This window comes from Klebsiella sp. BIGb0138 (assembly GCF_004342285.1).
Lineage (GTDB): Bacteria > Pseudomonadota > Gammaproteobacteria > Enterobacterales > Enterobacteriaceae > Klebsiella.
The window spans coordinates 710,521-728,367 of the sequence record NZ_SMCV01000001.1 but is presented as its reverse complement, the minus strand read 5'-3'; the positions used below and the strand labels follow the sequence as shown (position 1 = coordinate 728,367).

Here is a 17,847-nt window from a genome sequence, read left to right as displayed (position 1 = left end):
ACCGCCATGTCCGACAATAAATTAAATGTTATCGATCTCCATAAACGTTACGGCGAGCATGAGGTGCTGAAAGGCGTCTCGTTACGGGCGAAAGCCGGGGACGTTATCAGTATTATCGGCTCATCGGGTTCCGGTAAAAGTACCTTTTTGCGCTGCATTAACTTTCTTGAAAAGCCCAGTGAAGGCACGCTTGTCGTCAACGGGCAGAATATTGGTCTGGTTCGCGACAAAGACGGTCAGCTGAAGGTGGCGGATAAAAATCAGCTGCGTCTGCTGCGTACCCGCCTGACGATGGTGTTTCAGCATTTCAATCTGTGGAGCCACATGACGGTGCTGGAAAACGTTATGGAAGCGCCGATTCAGGTGCTGGGACTCAGCAAGCAGGAAGCGCGTGACCGGGCGGTGAAATATCTGGCGAAGGTCGGCATTGACGAGCGGCAACAGATCAAATATCCGGTGCATCTTTCCGGCGGGCAGCAGCAGCGCGTCTCAATTGCGCGTGCGCTGGCGATGGAGCCGGACGTGCTGCTGTTTGACGAACCGACCTCGGCGCTCGATCCCGAGCTGGTGGGAGAAGTCCTGCGGATCATGCAGAAGCTGGCGGAAGAGGGGAAAACGATGGTGGTGGTTACCCATGAAATGGGCTTTGCGCGCCACGTTTCCTCACACGTCATCTTCCTGCATCAGGGCAAGATTGAAGAAGAGGGGCACCCGGATGAGGTTTTCGGTAACCCGAAAAGCCCACGTTTGCAGCAGTTCCTCAACGGTTCGTTGAAGTAATATCTCCGCCTTCTCCCGGCGATCCTCGCCGGGAGAAACTCAACGTTCCAGGCGATACACCCAATCATCATAATCCACGCCGTTCAGGTGATAGGCCTTTTCCAGGATCTGAATCCGCGTAAAACCGTGTTTTTCCAGTAAACGCGCGGATCCCTGGTTATCCCCAAGCACCCACGCGTTAATGGCATGGATCCCGAGCTGACGAAATCCGTAATCACAGATGGCCCGCAGCGCTTCGCTGGCATAGCCCTTGCCCTGCGCCTCCGGCAGGAGAGCGTAGCCGATGTCGGCTTCATATGGGTTTTTACCGCTGATGCGCAGGCCAATATCGCCGATGGCTTGTCCCTCCTGGCCGCGGAGCACAAATACGCCGGGGTCGGCGCAGCGGGCAGCAAACAGGGTACGCAGCGCGGGTTCATCAAGGCATTCGCCCATAAAGCGCATCACCTCGCGGTCGCTGCGCAGGCGCTGGAAAAAAGGCCAGTCGGATTCGGTAAATGGAGAAAGCAGCAGCCGCGGGGTTGTCAGGATCGTCATAAGCAGATTATTCGGTGGATCGTGGACCTACCTTACCACCAGAATCCTTACGAAAAAACGATCGTTGACCCCACCCTTTCAGCAGGCCAACGGCGCGCCTGAAATGATGCTCTGGCTGGCAGGGTAGGCGACAACCGGCCAGCTCACCCCAGCACATCCTCTAACGCTTCTTCGAGATCGTACCAGCGGAAGCCGAATCCGGAGGCTTCAAGGCGTTTTGGCAACGCCCGCTGGCCGCCGAGCACCAGTACCGAGGATTCTCCCATCAGCAGACGAATAGCCGCCGCCGGAACGCGGAAAATCGCCGGGCGATTCAGCGCATGTCCGAGGGCGTGGGCGAACTGCTCGTTGCGAACCGGATAGGGGGAGACCATATTAAACGGTCCGCGCAGATCGTTATCCAGCAGCCACAGGATACCGTTGACCATATCGTCGATATGAATCCACGCCAGATACTGCCTGCCGCTGCCGATAGGGCCGCCAAGCCCGAGCTTAAAGGCCGGCGTCATTTTGGCGAGGATCCCGCCCCTGGGCGCCAGCACCACGCCGGTGCGCAGCAGGCAGACGCGGGTACGATCGCTTTGCGCTTCGCAGGCCAGCTGTTCCCAGCGCGCGCAGAGTTTATGGGTGAATTCATTATGCGGCGGCTCTTCTTCGGTGACGACGACTTCACCGAGATCGCCGTAATACCCGGCGGCAGAACCGCTAATCAGCACCGCCGGTGGGGTATCGCTGGCGTTGAATAAGCTCACCAGCTTTTGCGTGATATCCCAGCGGCTGTGGCACAGGCGCTGTTTTTGCTCCGCCGTCCAGCGTTTATCGGCAATGGGTTCGCCCGCCAGGTTGATAACGGCATCCATATCATTAAGGTTATGCTGACCGTCGAAGCCGCGCCACAGGGTGACGCGGGCATCCAGCCGGGTTTGCGCTTTGTCAGGGCTGCGCGTGGATACCGTTACGTGATGCCCAAGCTCCAGCAGCCGGGGGATCAGATGCCGGCCAATCAGGCCGGTACCGCCAGTAAGCAGAATCTTCATAGCGCCTCCCTAAGCAGCTTATCGCCGCCAGCTCATGGTCATGGAGACCGAGTCGGCGTAGCGCAGTGCGTGAAGTTTATCGATCTCTACTTCAGCATAAGTGACCCAGTGGTGTTCGCATGCGATATCGAGCACATCCTGAGTTAATTTTTCCAGCAACGAGAAGCGGTTATTCTCAATGTGGCTGATGATGCTTTTGGTGATAGTGCGGTAATTCAGAGCATCATTGATATCTTCGCTGTTGCGCGACCTGTCCGCCGGGTAGTGAATCGCCACGTTCACCACCACATCCTGACGGTTGGCGATCTCTTCCTCTTTAATCCCAATAAAAGTACGTAAGCGCAGGTTCTTTATACGAATAATGGCGTCTGGCTGAGACATTGCAGGCTTCCTCCGTGTAGTAATTTCCGCAATCATACATCAAAGCACGCCTGGCGAGCAGGGGGTTAATATTGTTGAATTTTCAGCAGGGCCTGCTCGGTTGCCGGGCGCTGGCGAATGCGCTCAAACCAGTTATGGACCGCCGGAAAATTTGTGAGATCGATGCGCTGGCGTGGGTGCGCGCTAACCCACGGCCAGCAGGCAATATCGGCAATACTGTAGTGCTCGCCGCCAAGCCACGGGCTGGCCTCCAGACGGTGGTTCAGCACGTTGTACAAGCGCTGGGTCTCCACCTGATAACGTTCGATGGCATAGGGCACCGTCTGCGGCGCGCTATGGTTGAAATGGTGATTTTGTCCCAGCATGGGGCCTAAGCCGCTGACCTGCCAGAACAGCCACTGCAGCGTGGCATAGCGCTCACGCAGCTCGCCGCTGAGCAGTTTCCCGGATTTCTCCGCCAGATAGAGCAGAATCGCCCCGGACTCAAACAGATTTAACGGCGCACCGCCGTCGAGGGGAACGTGGTCGACGATGGCGGGAATTTTATTATTCGGCGAGATGGCGAGAAACTGCGGGCGGAACTGTTCGCCCTTATTGATATCGACCCGAATCAGGCGGTAGGCCAGCTGCGCCTCTTCGAGGAACAGCACGATTTTTTGGCCGTTAGGGGTGGGTGCGTAGTAAAGATCGATCATGGTGTCTCCCGCCATCGTAGGTCCCAACGTTTCGAGTATAGGCGACCCGCCGTGATTCGGCAGAACGAGGCGCTAAATCGCGCGTGCGGCGCCGGGGCGCCCGCGCATCTCCTGTACCAGCGCGATAAAGGCCTTCAGCCCGGGAGGGACGTGGCGACGGCCGGGGTAATACAGGTGCAGTCCGCCAAATGACGGGCACCATTCCTCCATCACGCTGATCAGCCTGCCGCTGGCGAGATCGTCCTGGATAAACCAGTCGGAGATGAAGGCCAGGCCGATGCCTGAACGCGCCGCCCGGTGGATGGCGCGCATTTCGTTGAGGGTGATGCGCGGCGGGACGTTGACCGTCACTTTGTGCTGATGCCGTTCCAGCTCCCAATGATAGAGGCCGCCGTGGGACATACGCATCCCGATACCCTGATGACGCAGCAGATCTTCCGGGCTTTGCGGGATGCCATGGCGCGCAAAATACTCCGCCGTGCCGACGATAAGCATCCGCACGTCGGGCGTCAGGGGGACGGCAATCATATCCTGCGGCAGCGATTCCGCCAGGCGGATTCCGGCGTCAAAGCCTTCGGCGACAATATCCACCAGTCGCGACTCGGTGGCGATATCCAGACGCATCGCCGGATAGCGCTTGAGAAAATTTTCGAACAGAGCAAACAGCAGGGTGACGCTTTCGCGTGGCGCATTGATGCGCAGCGTCCCGGTGGGCATTTCCGCCTGTGTGGCTATCTCTTCCGACGCGCGCTGAATTTCCGCCAGCGCGGGGGCCACGCGCTCAACATAACGCTGCCCGGCTTCAGTCAGCGCCACGCTGCGGGTGGTGCGGTTAAACAGACGCACGTTGAGACGCGCCTCCAGTCCGGCGATGGCATTGCTGACGGCGGTGGCCGACATACCCAGCTCCCGGGCGGCGGCGCGAAAACTCTGCCGGTGGGCGACGGCGAGGAGGACTTCCAGTTCAGTAAGACCGCTACGATGCATGATTATCCCGATTTTCGTGACAGACTGTGTTAATTATACCTTCTTATCGGGGCAATACGGCGACTCTATACTGCCTTCATCAACACAGATGAGGAGCCCCATCATGCAGCACATCGATAAAATTTATATTAACGGCGAATTTGTGACCCCGCACGGTAGCGAAGAGTTTGCGCTGTTCAACCCGGCGACCGAGGAGGTGATTGGCCTGGTGCGACTGGCGGATGAAGAGGACGCCCGGCAGGCTATCGCGGCGGCAAGGGCTGCGTTCCCGGCCTGGTCGCGAACCACTAAGCCGCAGCGTCTGGCGGTGCTGGAACGAATGTATCAGGCGGTGCAGGCGCGAGAAGCGGATTTACTGGCCGCCATTGTGACGGAATATGGCGCCCCGGCTTCACGCGCGCAGTGGATGGCGCAGTGGCCTGCGCAAACCATCAAGCAGGCGATGGAGACGCTGGCGCGCTTTGAATTTGTTGAACAGGCGGGACGCGCGCAGGTGGTGATGACCCCGGTCGGCGTGGCGGGATTGATTACGCCGTGGAACAGCGATGCCGGTTTTATCTGCAACAAGCTGGCGACGGCGATGGCGGCAGGCTGCACGGCGGTGATTAAACCCAGCGAAATGAGCGCATGGCAGACGCAGATCGTGACCGAAGCGCTGCATGCGGCACAGATCCCGGCCGGCGTGGTTAACATCGTTACCGGCCGCGGCGAGGTGGTGGGCGATGTCATCAACCATCATCCTGATATTGCTAAAATTTCGTTCACCGGTTCCACCGCGGTGGGGAAACATATTATCGAAAGCGGGGCGCAAACCCTGAAACGCGTCACGCTGGAGCTCGGTGGTAAATCGCCAACTCTGATTCTTGATGATGCCGATGCACGGCAGGCGGTGTCCCTGGCGCTGGCAGCAGGGTTTATGAATAGCGGGCAGGCCTGCATTGCCGGAACCCGTATCCTGGTACCCGAACAGCGTCTGGCGGAGTTTGAACAGGCCATCGTGCAGGGAATGGCGGAGTATATCTCCGGCGATCCCTGCGATCCGCGGACCACGATTGGCCCGATGGTCAGCCGTAAACAGTGGCAGCGCGTGCAGGATTACATTCGCCTCGGACAACAGGAAGGGGCGAGGCTGCTGGTCGGTGGTGAAGGGCGGCCGCAGGGGATGGAAAAAGGCTGGTGCGTGAAACCCACCGTCTTTAGCGACGTCCATAACCAGATGCGCATTGCGCGGGAAGAGATCTTTGGCCCGGTACTGGTGCTGATCCCTTATCAGGATCGGGCGCAGGCCATCGCGATTGCCAACGACACCTCCTATGGCCTGAGCGCACTCGTATTAAGCGGGGATCGACAGCGCGGCGAGGAGGTGGCGCTGGAGATTGAATCCGGCCGGGTGCTGGTGAATACTCTCGACAATGAACCGCTGGCGCCGTTTGGCGGCTTTAAGCAATCCGGGCTGGGGCGTGAAATGGGGAAATGGGGGATGCAGGCTTATCTGGAGCCGAAAACGGTGGTCGTGGGTTAATCCTCCGGACGATGCAAAATCCTCATGGTGCGATAAGTGACATCCCTCAAAAGACAGGATATGTTGACTTATCGCCCCATGATTTTTGAGGATGCCATGAGCCAGCCCGTCATTACCCTGTGGTCCGATTCCAGTTTCTTCTCGCCGTACGTGATGTCCGTATACGTTGCTCTGCAGGAAAAGAGCCTGCCTTTTACCCTCAAAACGGTCGATCTGAATCGCGGTGAGAACCGGCAGCCCGGCTGGAAAGGTTACGCCGTGACCCGTCGCGTGCCGCTGCTGGACGTTGACGATTTTTCTCTCAGCGAATCTTCCGCCATTACCGAATATCTCGATGAGCGTTTTGCCCCGCCGGAGTGGGAGCGGCTCTATCCTCATGACCTGCAAAAGCGGGCGCGGGCGCGCCAGGTGCAGGCCTGGCTGCGCAGCGATCTGGTGCCGATTCGCGAGGAGCGTTCGACGGCGGTGGTTTTCGCGGGCGAGAAGAAGCCGCCGCTGAGTGACGCGGGGCGGAAAAGCGCCGCTCTGCTGTTTGAGGCCGCCGCTGCGCTGCTGGTCCACGGCGGCCCCAATCTGTTCGGCGAATGGTCAATTGCCGATACCGATCTTGCGCTGATGCTCAACCGGCTGGTGCTCAACGGCGATGAGGTGCCGGAGCCGCTGGCGGACTACGCGACATTCCAGTGGCAGCGCGCGTCGGTTCAGCGCTTTGCCGCACTGTCAGCTAAACGTGCCGGCTGAATAGCGCCGGCGGTTCCGCTATCATAGGCGTATCGAAATGCGTGGAGATGGAAGAAATGAAGCTGATGTTTGCATCGGATATTCATGGTTCCCTGCCCGCTACTGAACGCGTTCTGCAACGGTTCGCGCAAAGTGGGGCGCAGTGGCTGATTATTCTCGGTGATGTGCTCAATCATGGGCCGCGTAATGCGCTACCCGAAGGCTACGCGCCGGCGGAAGTGGCCGTGCAGCTCAACCGCGTGGCGCAGCGCATTATCGCCGTGCGCGGCAACTGTGACAGCGAAGTCGATCAGATGCTGCTGGACTTTCCCATCACCGCCCCCTGGCAGCAGGTGCTGAGCCAACGCTGCCGTCTGTTTCTGACCCACGGGCATCTGTATAGCCCCGAAAAAATGCCGCCGCTGGCCGCTGGCGATGTGCTGGTTTATGGTCATACTCATATCCCGGTAGCCGAGAAGCGCGGCGATGTTTTTCTTTTCAATCCCGGTTCGGTCAGTATTCCCAAAGGGGGATTCGCCGCCAGCTATGGCCTGCTGGAAGGGGATCGACTGCAGGTTTTAGCACTCTATGATCACCAGGTTATTGCAGAGGTGGCAATTAACCCGTAATTTACCCCCAACCGTAAAGACGCGCCGCAAGAGCGCTTTTAAAAGTAAGGTTTCCTGATGGCGGAACAGAACGATTTGGCAAGCACAGAATGGGTAGATATTGTTAATGAAAACAATGAGGTGATCGCGCAAGCCAGCCGCGAGCAGATGCGCGCGCAGTGTTTGCGTCATCGTGCGACCTATATTGTTGTTCATGATGGGATGGGCAAAATCCTCGTGCAGCGTCGTACCGAGACGAAAGATTTTCAGCCGGGCATGCTGGACGCCACCGCTGGCGGCGTCGTGCAGGCGGATGAGCAACTGCTGGATTCCGCCCGTCGCGAAGCGGAAGAGGAGCTGGGTATTGCCGGCGTCCCCTTCGCCGATCACGGGCAGTTCTATTATGAAGATCAACACTGTCGCGTCTGGGGAAGCCTGTTTAGCTGCGTGTCGCACGGACCGTTTGCGTTGCAGGAAGAGGAAGTGAGCGAAGTGTGCTGGCTGACGCCGGAAGAGATTACCGCCCGTTGCGATGAGTTTACTCCGGATTCGTTGAAAGCGCTGGCGCTGTGGATGACCCGCAACGCCAATAATGACCAGGTAAAAGCGGAAAAACCGGAAAAAGCAGAAAAACCGGAAGCAGCCGAATAGCCTTTAGCAGCTATCCCGCAGACATAAACTGGAGACGATCGCCTTCCGGTCGCTCCAGTCCCCGTCGTTAAGCCGTTCCAGCAGCGCCCGCCCGGCCTCAATGCCAATCTTATGGTGCGGTACCGTCATGGTTGTTAACGGCGGCTGGCACACCCGGCTCACATCGCTGTTGCCAAACCCGACAACGGCCAGATCGTCAGGCACTTTGATGCGTCGGCGCTGGCATTCATACAACACCCCGCAGGCTAGCTCATCTGAAACGCAGACCAGGGCATCCAGTTCCGGCCACGCCAGTAAAAATTCCGGCAGCTGGGAGGCGCCGGTGGAGAAATTCGGTGGCAGGGCGGCGTTAATCACCCTGTTGGGCGACAGATGATGGCGCAGCATCGCCTTATACCACCCTTGCAGGTGCTGCTGAAAAATCCACTGCTCCTGGTTAGCACACAGCAGGCCGATATTCTGATAGCCGCGCTTAATGACCATTTCCGTCAGTTCATACATGGCGGCCACATTATCGATACCGATATTCATATCAATCGGGTCGGCGCGCATCGCCCCCATTTCCATGACCGGAATGGAGGCGTTTTTTAGCCAGTGGCGCACGGTATCGCTGTGCTCGACGCTCAGCAGAATCGCCGCGGCAATATTGGAAGCTAGCAGGGTTTCCAGCAGCTTTTCTTCCTGTTCCAGGCGGTGCTGCGATTCCGCAAGCATGATCTGGTAGCCGGCGGGCTGTAATACCTGCTGCAGACCGGCAAACATGGCTGAACAACCTGCCTCGGCAAGATTAGGTACCACCATCGCGATGGTCCACGATGAAGCGGACGCCAGCGCGCTGGCGGCGAGATTGGGCATATATCCCAGTTCCTGCACCGCGGCTTCGATTTTTTCGCGCAGTTTATCGGAAACCTGTTCAGGGGTGCGCAATGCGCGTGAAACGGTCATGGTTCCCACGCCGGCAAGCTGGGCAACGTCGGCGAGAGTCACTTTACCGGTACTACGCCGTTTTCGGGTTAGAGACATACGAATTCCTGCAGAGCAGATGCTTTTACCATCATCCTTTATTTCACCTTTCACGGAGTATACGCCTTAAATCCTTTTTTTTGCTGTGTTTTCCTCGGCAAAACGCGAATTGATAGCGCTATCACAATTTTGAATGTTAGCCGATGGTAGCGCTATCTTTGTGACCGTAATCGCAGTTAACTGCTGTCAGCTTGAATAGAGTTTGCTCATCGTGGGCTTACTGATGGGGGACAACGTGCTGGAAAAATGGATCTCTGATGCAACTATTACGCAGCAGAAAAGCGTAGCTGACTGGCGGCAGGCCCTGGAACTTTGCGCCAGACCGCTGCTGGCGGCGGGGGTTATCGGCCCTGAATATATCACCGCCATCGTCGACCAGCATCAAAAGCTGGGGCCGTATTATGTTCTGGCCCCCGGTCTGGCGATGCCGCATGCCCGCCCGGAGGAGGGGGCCAAAGGTTTAGGGCTGTCTCTGCTGAAGCTGGAAGAGGGCGTCGCATTTGGCGCCGAAGAGTTTGACCCGGTGGATGTCATTGTTATGCTCGCCGCTCCCGATAAGCATAGTCATATTGAGATGATTTCCGCCCTCGCGGAATTATTTTCCAGCGAGGAGGAGATGGGGAAATTACATCAGGCGACAACCCTGGAGGATATTAAAAAAATAATCTCACGTTTCTGATTTAATTTTATAACCTGATTTCACCGCACATTACGCGCGAGCGTAATGCGGACGTACTGTACCTAAAAAAGGTGATAATGATGAAAATCATGGCAATTTGTGGCTCCGGCCTCGGCAGTAGTTTTATGGTCGAAATGAATATTAAGAAGGTTTTGAAAAAACTCGCTATCGAGGCCGAAGTTGAACATTCCGATCTGTCATCGGCGACCCCCGGCGCAGCGGATCTGTTCGTGATGGCGAAAGATATCGCCGCCAGCGCCAGCGTACCGGAAAGCCAGCTGGTGGTGATTAAAAACATCATCGATATTAATGAACTCGAAGCGCAGCTGCGCGCATGGTTCGATAAACAATAACCTTATTTTAAGCGAGGCGGATATGTTTATCCTTGAGACGCTGAATTTTGTTGTTGATATTCTCAAAGTCCCATCGGTACTGGTGGGATTAATTGCCCTGATTGGTCTCGTGGCGCAGAAAAAATCTTTTTCCGACGTCGTGAAAGGGACGGTTAAAACCATTCTCGGGTTTATTGTGTTAGGCGGCGGGGCAACGGTGCTGGTGGGGTCGTTAAATCCGTTGGGCGGCATGTTTGAACATGCGTTTAATATCCAGGGGATTATTCCCAATAATGAAGCCATCGTCTCCATTGCGCTGGAGAAATATGGTGCATCGACGGCGCTAATCATGGCTTTTGGCATGGTAGCCAATATTATTGTCGCCCGTTTTACGCGCCTGAAATATATCTTCCTGACCGGGCATCACACCTTCTATATGGCCTGCATGATTGGCGTGATCCTCACCGTGGCCGGCTTTGATGGCATCGGCCTGGTGTTCACCGGTTCGCTGATTTTAGGCCTGGTGATGGCCTTCTTCCCGGCGCTGGCGCAGCGCTATATGAAGCGGATTACCGGTACCGACGATATTGCGTTTGGCCACTTCGGCACCCTGGGATATGTCCTCGCCGGCTGGATTGGCAGCCTGTGCGGCAAAGGCTCGCGTTCTACCGAAGAGATGAACCTGCCGAAGAATTTAAGCTTCCTGCGCGACAGCTCAATCTCTATCTCCCTGACCATGATGATTATCTATCTGATTATGGCGGTGAGCGCCGGACGAGAGTATGTCGAAAGCACCTTCAGCGGCGGTCAGAACTACCTGGTGTACGCCATCATTATGGCCATCACCTTTGCTGCCGGCGTGTTCATCATTCTGCAGGGCGTGCGTCTTATTCTGGCGGAGATCGTTCCGGCGTTTACCGGCTTCTCGGAAAAACTGGTGCCGAACGCCCGTCCGGCGCTGGATTGCCCGGTCGTCTATCCCTATGCGCCTAACGCGGTGCTGATTGGCTTCCTGTTCAGCTTCCTCGGGGGACTGGTGGGGCTGTTCCTGCTCGGACAGATGAAGCTGGTGTTGATCCTCCCCGGCGTGGTGCCGCACTTCTTTACCGGCGCGACCTCCGGGGTGTTTGGCAATGCTACCGGCGGGCGCCGCGGGGCGATGATTGGCGCGTTCGCCAATGGCCTGCTGATTACTTTCCTGCCGGTGCTGCTGCTGCCGGTATTAGGCGCTATCGGTTTTGCCAACACCACCTTCTCCGATGCTGACTTTGGCGCTATCGGCATCGTGCTGGGCAATCTCGCGCGCTATTTATCGCCATTTGCCATTACCGGGCTCGTCGTGGCGCTGTTCGCGCTGCTGGTGGCGTACAACGTGCTGGCTAAAAACAAATCTGCGCGTGGTAACACGCAGGAAAACACCGGAGCGAAACCATGAATGTGAATGAAGTGACGCAGCTGGCGCGCGATATCCGCGTTGCCACGCTTAAAACGCTGACGCAGCTCGGCTTTGGCCACTACGGCGGCAGCATGTCTGTGGTGGAGACGCTCGCCGTACTGTATGGCGAGGTGATGAACATTGACCCGGCGGATCCCGACTGGCCGGAACGTGATTACTTTGTGCTGTCGAAAGGCCACGCCGGCCCGGCGCTGTACAGCACCTTAGCCATCAAGGGCTACTTTCCGATCGAGGAGCTCAGCACGTTGAATCATAACGGCACCCGCTTGCCCAGCCATCCCGATCGTCTGAAGACCCGCGGTGTGGATGCCACCACCGGTTCGCTGGGACAGGGGATTTCCATTGCCGGAGGAATGGCGTTATCGCATAAGCTGGCGGGGCGCGCTAACCGGGTGTTCTGCATCGTCGGCGATGGCGAACTTAATGAAGGCCAGTGCTGGGAGGCGTTCCAGTTTATTGCCCATCATCGTTTAACTAACCTGACGATATTTGTCGACTGGAATAAACAGCAGCTTGACGGCGAACTGGACGAGATTATCTGTGCCTTTGATCTGGAGGGGAAGTTCCGCGCCTTTGGTTTTGATGTGGTCACAGTAAAAGGGGACGACATACCGCGGCTGCTTGAAACGGTCTCTCCGCGACCGGCGGCAGATGCCCGTCCGCGGGTGGTGATCCTCGACAGTATTAAAGGGCAGGGCGTACCGTATCTGGAGCAGCTCAGCAACTCCCACCACCTGCGCCTGACCGACGAAATGGCAGAAGCGCTCAACGAGACGATTCGCCAACTGGAGGCCGAGCATGATTAAGGTTGCACCCGCAGGACAAAAAGATGCCGTAGAAATGCGTAAGATCTACGCCGGTTTCGTCTCACAGCAGGTGGAGAAGGGGACGTCGATTATTGCTCTTGAAGCGGACCTGATGAGTTCGATGGCGATGGACAGCGTTGCGCGGAAATACCCGCAGCATGTCATCAACTGCGGCATTATGGAGGCCAACGTGATCGGCACTGCCGCGGGGCTGTCGCTGACCGGGCGCAAGCCGTTTGTGCATACCTTTACCGCCTTCGCCAGCCGTCGCTGTTTCGATCAGCTGTTTATGTCCCTGGATTATCAGCGCAATAACGTCAAGGTCATCGCCTCGGATGCCGGGGTGACCGCCTGTCATAACGGCGGTACCCATATGTCGTTTGAAGATATGGGCATTGTCCGCGGATTAGCGCATTCGGTGGTGCTGGAAGTAACCGATGCGACGATGTTTGAGGATATTCTGCGTCAACTGATCGATCTCGAGGGGTTCTACTGGGTACGAACCATCCGTAAGCAGGCGCCGAGCGTCTATGCGCCGGGTTCGACCTTCACCATCGGCAAGGGAAATGTGCTGCGCGAAGGCGATGATATTACGCTGATTGCGAACGGTATCATGGTGGCCGAGGCGCTGGAGGCGGCACGTCAGCTTGAACAGGAGGGGGTCAGCGCGGCGGTTATCGATATGTTTACTCTGAAGCCCATTGACCGCATGCTGGTAAAAAATTACGCCGAGAAAACCGGACGCATTGTGACCTGTGAAAATCACAGTATCCACAACGGACTGGGATCGGCGGTGGCGGAAGTGCTGGTAGAGACTTGCCCGGTACCGATGCGCCGGGTTGGCGTGAAGGAGCGCTATGGCCAGGTGGGGACGCAGGACTACCTGCAGAAGGAGTACGGCCTGACGGCGCACGACATTGTTTCCAGCGCGCGGGAACTGCTGTAAGCGCGGCTCCCACAGTTGAACTGTGGGAGCTTTTTCTGTTTTTTTGCCATTATTCTGCTGTCAACAATACACTCTTCAACGCTTACCCCCAGGGCCGATACACTTAGCCTGTTAAACCGATACACTCACTTCTGTCGCCATACACAGTATTATATTATTTTTTAATACATTGATAAATTTATATATTTATAATTTGGCACGATAACTGCTTTATCGTATGAGATACTTTCTCAGGATGCAAAAGTGAGAAAGGAGGACCTGACATAATCCGCCCATCGATAAAGAGGAATCGTTAGCCATGGAATGTTCCGTTATTGTTGTGACGCATGGCAACCTGGCGTGTGAACTGATTAATACTACCAATATGCTTATTGGTAGCCAGAAACATGTTTTGACCGTTGATTTTATGCCCGGAGAAAATCTTGAAAGTTTAATAAAAAAGCTCGCGGTAATTATTTCTGATATTTCAGAGGATATTCCGCTATTACTCCTGGTGGATATTCATTCTGGAACTCCTTTTAATGCTTCAAGCTATTTTGTTAAACACCGGCAGGATACCCGACTCATCGCCGGAGTCAATATTCCGATGCTAGTTAATATTTTACTGGAGCGTCAGGACGTCTCTTCGCTGGAGGAACTGGTGACATTATCGGTAAACGTTGGGAAAAGTGCGATAAAACCCCTGTAAAAAAGGAAATCACAATGTCTATGATATCGCTTTTACGAATTGATGACCGATTGATCCATGGCCAGGTAATGACAGGGTGGGTTAAACATCTTAATGCCACAAAGATCATTATTGTTGACGATGAACTGGTCAATGATGAGTTTATGATTTCGGTACTGGAAATGGCGGTTCCTAATAACATGACACTCAATATTTATGATGCTGAGGCCGCTGCGATGAAGCTTAGTGAAGTGAGCTCCGATAATAATAGCGACAATATTATTATTCTGGTGAAGAGCCCACTAACAGTATTGAAAATGCTTAATGTCGGGGCTAAATTTCAGAATTTGACGGTGGGTGGTATGGGGGTAAATGAAAACCGTTCCCGCCTTTATCGTAATCTCGCCGCATCTGATGCCGAACGTCAGGCATTCAAGGATATAGATAAAATGGGTATTCCGATCCAAATTCAGGTGCTTCCCGGGGATACACCGGCAAATTTGATGAGCTATTTGTGAAAAGTTGGCAATTGCACGCCATTTATTTCTGGCGTGCCGTTGCATCATCATAAAGAAGATGACTGATAGTGTGTTATGTCGCGTTATGTGGCAGGGGGATGATTACCCTAAGCATTGCAGTATGCAGACAGATAGCGTTATTCCTGCAAACTATATGCTGGTGTTAAATCCGGCAAAGTATAATAAGAGGACAAAGTACTATGTTACTTTCAGCTATTCTTGTTGCTCTGATCGCTACTATGAGTAACTGGTGGGTCAGCCACCTTATTACTCGAACCTGGCTCTACCCGATTATTTCCGGTTTCCTGGTAGCGTTAGCTCTCGGTGAACCGGTCGAAGGGATGAAAGCTGCCGCCTATATCAACCTTGCTTATCTTGGCTGGATGACGGTCGGTGGTACGATGCCCGGAAACTTACCTGTGGCATCGGTATTTGGTACGGCCATGACCATCCTCAGCGGAGCGGAGCCGTCAACGGCGGTGGTATTCGCGGTGCCGTTCTCGTTGTTGGGCATTTTGACTTTCCAGGCGTCGATGAGTATTAACGCGCTGTGGGTGCATAAAGCTGAGGCGATGCTGGAGCGCGGCAATATTACCGGTATGCGTCTGATGAACTATGTGCCTTCATTCTTCGTTATCTTTATTCTGGTGGGATTACCGGCATTTGCGATGGTCTATTTCGGTGCCGATTTTATGCGTGAAATGCTGGCAAAAATTCCGCAGGAGCTGGTTAATGCGTTCCAGGTCATTGGCGGCATTATGCCAGCGTTGGGTATTGCCATGCTGGTTTCATTCCTGGGGAAAAAGCATCTGATGCCGTTTTTCTTCCTCGGTTTTTTCCTTGTTGCATTTCTTAAACTTGGAATTATGGCGATTGCGGTGTTTGCTATTATCGCCGCCGTTATTCTGAACGTTAATACGAAATTCTCTGTCGAGAAATAACGGGAAATAATAATTATGACTATGAATAACGAAACCGACAAAACTGCGGTAGGTGAAATTCTGACCCGTACTGAACTGTTAAAAACCTGGGCGTTAAATTACTCGTCAGAAACCTGTTATAACTACGAACGTTTACAGGCTTTAGGACAGGCCAGTGCGATGGTTCCGGTAGTACGCAAACTCTATCCGGGGGATAAAGCCCGGCAGGTTAAAGAATTGAAGAAGTATTTTAATTTCTTTAATACCGAACCGTCATTCTGCGGCCACGTGATTACCGGTGTATCGGTGGCAATGGAAGAGCAGAGAGCAAAAGGTATGGATCTGCCGCCGGAAGCGATAACCTCGCTACGTTCTGGATTGATGGGGCCGGTAGCCGGGATCGGCGACACTCTCCAGGCCATTGTTTACTCTATTCTCGCGGCTATCGCCTGTAATCTGGCGATTCAGGGAAATTTCGCCGGCCCCATACTCTTTGAGCTGGGGTATAAGTTCATCATGATCTTCTGCAGTTTGAATATGTTCTTTCTGGGCTATCGAAAAGGTCGCACGGTGATCCTGGATATTTTGAAAAAAGGCTTAATGGATAAACTGACCGATGCCTTTGGGCTTATTGGGCTAATGGTGGTCGGAGGTATGGCGGCTTCGCGCGTTGATATTGTGACCCCATTGGTGATACATATTAAAGGTGCTAATATTGGCATTCAGGATATTTTAAATACATTATTACCATCGTTAATTCCGCTGATAATTACACTCGGCATACTAAAAATGATTCGCCGAAAAATGAAACCCAATACGGTTATTGCGGTTATATTTATCGTCGGCATTATTACCTCCTGGCTTGGTATTCTGGCGGTTCCTGCACAATAACTTAAATTACATCCGGCTTGCCTCAGATTACAGGTCTTTCGCCTGTAATCTGGACGCACGCCTGAATTATAGAGGATAATCAAATGAAAGTATTATCATTGACGGAATTAGGTAAGTTTTCACTCGAGGAAAGACCTGTTCCTGTACCTGCTGCCGGAGAGGTGTTAGTAAAAGTTCGCGCCGCAGGTATTTGTGGTTCCGATATTCCGCGCGCGTTTGTTAACGGCCCGTATCATTATCCCATTGTGCTTGGCCACGAATTTTCCGGCCAGATTGAAAAAGTTGCGGAGGATGTGGATTCGGGGCTAATTGGTCGCAAAGTGGCAATATTCCCTCTAATTCCCTGTAACAAATGTGCCTTTTGCCAGGAGCGTCACTTTGCAAAATGCATTCAGTACAGCTACTTCGGTTCCCGACAGGATGGTGGATTTAGTGAATATCTGACCGTCCCATTATTTAACCTTGTGTTCCTGAATGACGATGCGGATTTACGTGAAGCGGCTATGCTGGAACCCGCCGTTGTTGGACTGCACGTGATGCGCCGCGCTCGTCTGGATATGAACGATAACGTAGTGATTTATGGTGCCGGGCCGATTGGTATCATGATCGCGCGCTGGGCGGCGATTTATGGCGCGCGTAAAGTCATGCTGGTCGATGTTGACAGTAAGAAAATCGATTTCTGCCGTTCTCTGGGCTTTGAACTACTGTGCGACGCCCGTCGGGACGATCCGGTTGACTGGGTCATGCATCAGACCGAGGGCAACGGTGCAGATGTCTGTATTGAAGGCAGCGGTTCCTCCGGCGGACTCTCCAACTCTCTTCTTTCCTGCCGCGTATTTGGCAAGGTACTGATGCTCGGCAACCCTCATGGGGATATGCATATTCCCCGCGGCGTCTATGACAAATTTATGCGTAAAGAAGCCGCGCTTCTTGGGGTCTTCAACTCCGTTTATAAGCAGCAGCCACATGACGAATGGCAGGATGCTGCAGCGGCCATCGGCAGCGGAAAACTCAAAGTTAGCGATTTAATCACCCATGAGGTGGGTATTGATGGACTCGCCGATCTTTTCGACCTGGTTCATGCGAATGACACCTTATTCTGTAAAGCAATGATGGTGATTTAAATGACGAACGCAAGTTATTCAGCAGCGGCGCAGGCGATTACCAGTGAAATTGCATCGGTATTAAAGAACATCGATGAGGCGCAGATTGCCGACTATATTGCGGCACTACGCCAGGCCAATAAGGTCTTTTTCGTCGGGGTCGGTCGTGTTGCGCTGGCGCTGGAAACCACGGTCAAACGCCTGAACCACATCGGCATTACCGCCTGTGAGGTCGGCGCTATTAATGAACCGCCTATTGCTCCTGGCGATGTGCTGGTGGTGGGCTCCGGATCGGGTGAGTCTATCTTTCCGAAACATATTGCCCAATGTGCGAAACGCTATGGCGCGACGGTGGTACACCTGACTTCCAGCCCGGCAAGCACCATTGCCCGTATGTCAGACGTGGTGGTGGATTTCCACTGCGGTTCTAAGTCCGGCAGCGGCACGCAAATGTCTATTCAACCGATGACTACCTTGTTTGAACAATCGCTGATGATTTTTGGCGATCTTATCTGCCTGCGCATTATGGATATGCAGGGTATGACCTTTGAGCAGGTCCGCCTGAACCATGCGAACCTGGAATGATTT

Annotated in this window: 22 protein-coding genes; 16 read left to right on the top strand and 6 right to left on the bottom strand. The window is 54.4% G+C overall.

Features of this window, described 5'->3' with window-relative positions:
• Window positions 1-6 precede the first annotated feature (6 nt).
• Window positions 7-780: a histidine ABC transporter ATP-binding protein HisP gene (gene hisP / locus EDF73_RS03375; protein WP_132725733.1), complete on the top strand. Its 774-nt coding sequence runs from the start codon at window positions 7-9 to the stop codon at window positions 778-780.
• Window positions 781-819: 39 nt separating this feature from the next.
• Here the strand turns inward: hisP and EDF73_RS03370 are convergent, their stop codons facing one another.
• The 5 genes from EDF73_RS03370 to EDF73_RS03350 form a co-directional block, all read right to left on the bottom strand.
• The gene (locus EDF73_RS03370; RefSeq protein ID WP_132725730.1) at window positions 820-1,317 is read right to left on the bottom strand and encodes a GNAT family N-acetyltransferase; all 498 of its coding nucleotides are present in this window, start codon (window positions 1,315-1,317) and stop codon (window positions 820-822) included.
• A gap of 143 nt (window positions 1,318-1,460) precedes the next feature.
• Window positions 1,461-2,354, bottom strand: a complete 894-nt coding sequence (locus EDF73_RS03365; protein ID WP_132725728.1) for a TIGR01777 family oxidoreductase — start codon at window positions 2,352-2,354, stop codon at window positions 1,461-1,463.
• An 18-nt stretch (window positions 2,355-2,372) separates the two neighbouring features.
• On the bottom strand, window positions 2,373-2,735 hold the full coding sequence (gene folX, locus EDF73_RS03360) for a dihydroneopterin triphosphate 2'-epimerase (RefSeq protein ID WP_132725726.1): 363 nt from the start codon (window positions 2,733-2,735) through the stop codon (window positions 2,373-2,375).
• A gap of 65 nt (window positions 2,736-2,800) precedes the next feature.
• Window positions 2,801-3,430, bottom strand: a complete 630-nt coding sequence (gene yfcG, locus EDF73_RS03355; RefSeq protein WP_132725723.1) for a GSH-dependent disulfide bond oxidoreductase — start codon at window positions 3,428-3,430, stop codon at window positions 2,801-2,803.
• 72 nt (window positions 3,431-3,502) lie between these two features.
• Window positions 3,503-4,417, bottom strand: a complete 915-nt coding sequence (locus tag EDF73_RS03350; protein WP_132725721.1) for a LysR family transcriptional regulator — start codon at window positions 4,415-4,417, stop codon at window positions 3,503-3,505.
• 103 nt (window positions 4,418-4,520) lie between these two features.
• On the opposite strand from EDF73_RS03350, the gene EDF73_RS03345 reads away from it, so the two are divergent.
• The 4 genes from EDF73_RS03345 to yfcD all read left to right on the top strand — a co-directional run bounded on the left by EDF73_RS03345 (window position 4,521) and on the right by yfcD (window position 7,918).
• Window positions 4,521-5,939: an aldehyde dehydrogenase family protein gene (locus EDF73_RS03345; protein ID WP_132725718.1), complete on the top strand. Its 1,419-nt coding sequence runs from the start codon at window positions 4,521-4,523 to the stop codon at window positions 5,937-5,939.
• Window positions 5,940-6,035: 96 nt separating this feature from the next.
• Window positions 6,036-6,680 carry a glutathione transferase gene (yfcF, locus tag EDF73_RS03340; RefSeq protein ID WP_132725716.1) on the top strand — a complete coding sequence of 215 codons (645 nt, stop codon included), beginning with the start codon at window positions 6,036-6,038 and terminating at the stop codon, window positions 6,678-6,680.
• Window positions 6,681-6,736: 56 nt separating this feature from the next.
• On the top strand, window positions 6,737-7,288 hold the full coding sequence (gene yfcE, locus EDF73_RS03335; RefSeq protein WP_132725713.1) for a phosphodiesterase: 552 nt from the start codon (window positions 6,737-6,739) through the stop codon (window positions 7,286-7,288).
• Between the two features lie 57 nt (window positions 7,289-7,345).
• Complete coding sequence (gene yfcD / locus EDF73_RS03330) at window positions 7,346-7,918, top strand: NUDIX hydrolase YfcD (RefSeq protein WP_132725711.1); 573 nt, start codon at window positions 7,346-7,348, stop codon at window positions 7,916-7,918.
• A 3-nt stretch (window positions 7,919-7,921) separates the two neighbouring features.
• Here yfcD and EDF73_RS03325 read toward each other — a convergent pair whose 3' ends face one another.
• Window positions 7,922-8,941 carry a LacI family DNA-binding transcriptional regulator gene (locus EDF73_RS03325; RefSeq protein ID WP_132725708.1) on the bottom strand — a complete coding sequence of 340 codons (1,020 nt, stop codon included), beginning with the start codon at window positions 8,939-8,941 and terminating at the stop codon, window positions 7,922-7,924.
• A gap of 235 nt (window positions 8,942-9,176) precedes the next feature.
• Between EDF73_RS03325 and EDF73_RS03320 the strand changes: the two genes are divergently transcribed.
• The 11 genes from EDF73_RS03320 to hxlB all read left to right on the top strand — a co-directional run bounded on the left by EDF73_RS03320 (window position 9,177) and on the right by hxlB (window position 17,844).
• Window positions 9,177-9,620, top strand: coding sequence for a PTS sugar transporter subunit IIA (locus tag EDF73_RS03320; protein WP_132726296.1), 444 nt, complete (start codon window positions 9,177-9,179; stop codon window positions 9,618-9,620).
• An 80-nt stretch (window positions 9,621-9,700) separates the two neighbouring features.
• Window positions 9,701-9,973, top strand: coding sequence for a PTS sugar transporter subunit IIB (locus EDF73_RS03315; RefSeq protein WP_004865143.1), 273 nt, complete (start codon window positions 9,701-9,703; stop codon window positions 9,971-9,973).
• Window positions 9,974-9,995: 22 nt separating this feature from the next.
• Entirely contained in the window at window positions 9,996-11,387 is a 1,392-nt protein-coding gene (locus EDF73_RS03310; RefSeq protein WP_032686648.1) for a PTS ascorbate transporter subunit IIC, read from the top strand.
• Window positions 11,384-12,214 carry a transketolase gene (locus EDF73_RS03305; RefSeq protein ID WP_132725706.1) on the top strand — a complete coding sequence of 277 codons (831 nt, stop codon included), beginning with the start codon at window positions 11,384-11,386 and terminating at the stop codon, window positions 12,212-12,214. The genes EDF73_RS03310 and EDF73_RS03305 overlap by 4 nt, the downstream gene beginning before the upstream one ends.
• The gene (locus tag EDF73_RS03300) at window positions 12,207-13,160 is read left to right on the top strand and encodes a transketolase family protein (RefSeq protein ID WP_132725703.1); all 954 of its coding nucleotides are present in this window, start codon (window positions 12,207-12,209) and stop codon (window positions 13,158-13,160) included. The genes EDF73_RS03305 and EDF73_RS03300 overlap by 8 nt, the downstream gene beginning before the upstream one ends.
• Before the next feature lie 298 nt (window positions 13,161-13,458).
• Window positions 13,459-13,848 carry a mannose/fructose/sorbose PTS transporter subunit IIA gene (locus EDF73_RS03295; RefSeq protein WP_132725701.1) on the top strand — a complete coding sequence of 130 codons (390 nt, stop codon included), beginning with the start codon at window positions 13,459-13,461 and terminating at the stop codon, window positions 13,846-13,848.
• A gap of 14 nt (window positions 13,849-13,862) precedes the next feature.
• Window positions 13,863-14,345, top strand: a complete 483-nt coding sequence (locus EDF73_RS03290; protein WP_132725699.1) for a PTS sugar transporter subunit IIB — start codon at window positions 13,863-13,865, stop codon at window positions 14,343-14,345.
• 200 nt (window positions 14,346-14,545) lie between these two features.
• Window positions 14,546-15,286 carry a PTS sugar transporter subunit IIC gene (locus EDF73_RS03285; RefSeq protein WP_132725697.1) on the top strand — a complete coding sequence of 247 codons (741 nt, stop codon included), beginning with the start codon at window positions 14,546-14,548 and terminating at the stop codon, window positions 15,284-15,286.
• Window positions 15,287-15,301: 15 nt separating this feature from the next.
• Window positions 15,302-16,156 carry a PTS system mannose/fructose/sorbose family transporter subunit IID gene (locus EDF73_RS03280; RefSeq protein WP_243655193.1) on the top strand — a complete coding sequence of 285 codons (855 nt, stop codon included), beginning with the start codon at window positions 15,302-15,304 and terminating at the stop codon, window positions 16,154-16,156.
• Between the two features lie 83 nt (window positions 16,157-16,239).
• The gene (locus tag EDF73_RS03275) at window positions 16,240-17,280 is read left to right on the top strand and encodes a galactitol-1-phosphate 5-dehydrogenase (protein ID WP_132725694.1); all 1,041 of its coding nucleotides are present in this window, start codon (window positions 16,240-16,242) and stop codon (window positions 17,278-17,280) included.
• A complete protein-coding gene (gene hxlB, locus EDF73_RS03270) occupies window positions 17,281-17,844 on the top strand; it encodes a 6-phospho-3-hexuloisomerase (protein ID WP_132725692.1) in 564 nt (187 codons plus the stop codon).
• Window positions 17,845-17,847: the final 3 nt, after the last annotated feature.

Excerpts from the sequence above, each read along its gene's own strand:
- EDF73_RS03345 (WP_132725718.1), top strand. The coding sequence starts at position 4,521 with ATGCAGCACATCGATAAAATTTATATTAACGGCGAATTTGTGACCCCG.
- EDF73_RS03300 (WP_132725703.1), top strand. The coding sequence starts at position 12,207 with ATGATTAAGGTTGCACCCGCAGGACAAAAAGATGCCGTAGAAATGCGT.
- yfcG (WP_132725723.1), bottom strand. The coding sequence starts at position 3,430 with ATGATCGATCTTTACTACGCACCCACCCCTAACGGCCAAAAAATCGTG.
- EDF73_RS03310 (WP_032686648.1), top strand. The coding sequence starts at position 9,996 with ATGTTTATCCTTGAGACGCTGAATTTTGTTGTTGATATTCTCAAAGTC.
- EDF73_RS03275 (WP_132725694.1), top strand. The coding sequence starts at position 16,240 with ATGAAAGTATTATCATTGACGGAATTAGGTAAGTTTTCACTCGAGGAA.
- EDF73_RS03285 (WP_132725697.1), top strand. The coding sequence starts at position 14,546 with ATGTTACTTTCAGCTATTCTTGTTGCTCTGATCGCTACTATGAGTAAC.
- yfcE (WP_132725713.1), top strand. The coding sequence starts at position 6,737 with ATGAAGCTGATGTTTGCATCGGATATTCATGGTTCCCTGCCCGCTACT.
- hxlB (WP_132725692.1), top strand. The coding sequence starts at position 17,281 with ATGACGAACGCAAGTTATTCAGCAGCGGCGCAGGCGATTACCAGTGAA.
- EDF73_RS03315 (WP_004865143.1), top strand. The coding sequence starts at position 9,701 with ATGAAAATCATGGCAATTTGTGGCTCCGGCCTCGGCAGTAGTTTTATG.
- EDF73_RS03325 (WP_132725708.1), bottom strand. The coding sequence starts at position 8,941 with ATGTCTCTAACCCGAAAACGGCGTAGTACCGGTAAAGTGACTCTCGCC.
- EDF73_RS03295 (WP_132725701.1), top strand. The coding sequence starts at position 13,459 with ATGGAATGTTCCGTTATTGTTGTGACGCATGGCAACCTGGCGTGTGAA.
- hisP (WP_132725733.1), top strand. The coding sequence starts at position 7 with ATGTCCGACAATAAATTAAATGTTATCGATCTCCATAAACGTTACGGC.
- EDF73_RS03305 (WP_132725706.1), top strand. The coding sequence starts at position 11,384 with ATGAATGTGAATGAAGTGACGCAGCTGGCGCGCGATATCCGCGTTGCC.
- yfcD (WP_132725711.1), top strand. The coding sequence starts at position 7,346 with ATGGCGGAACAGAACGATTTGGCAAGCACAGAATGGGTAGATATTGTT.
- folX (WP_132725726.1), bottom strand. The coding sequence starts at position 2,735 with ATGTCTCAGCCAGACGCCATTATTCGTATAAAGAACCTGCGCTTACGT.
- EDF73_RS03290 (WP_132725699.1), top strand. The coding sequence starts at position 13,863 with ATGTCTATGATATCGCTTTTACGAATTGATGACCGATTGATCCATGGC.
- EDF73_RS03370 (WP_132725730.1), bottom strand. The coding sequence starts at position 1,317 with ATGACGATCCTGACAACCCCGCGGCTGCTGCTTTCTCCATTTACCGAA.
- EDF73_RS03280 (WP_243655193.1), top strand. The coding sequence starts at position 15,302 with ATGACTATGAATAACGAAACCGACAAAACTGCGGTAGGTGAAATTCTG.
- EDF73_RS03365 (WP_132725728.1), bottom strand. The coding sequence starts at position 2,354 with ATGAAGATTCTGCTTACTGGCGGTACCGGCCTGATTGGCCGGCATCTG.
- yfcF (WP_132725716.1), top strand. The coding sequence starts at position 6,036 with ATGAGCCAGCCCGTCATTACCCTGTGGTCCGATTCCAGTTTCTTCTCG.
- EDF73_RS03350 (WP_132725721.1), bottom strand. The coding sequence starts at position 4,417 with ATGCATCGTAGCGGTCTTACTGAACTGGAAGTCCTCCTCGCCGTCGCC.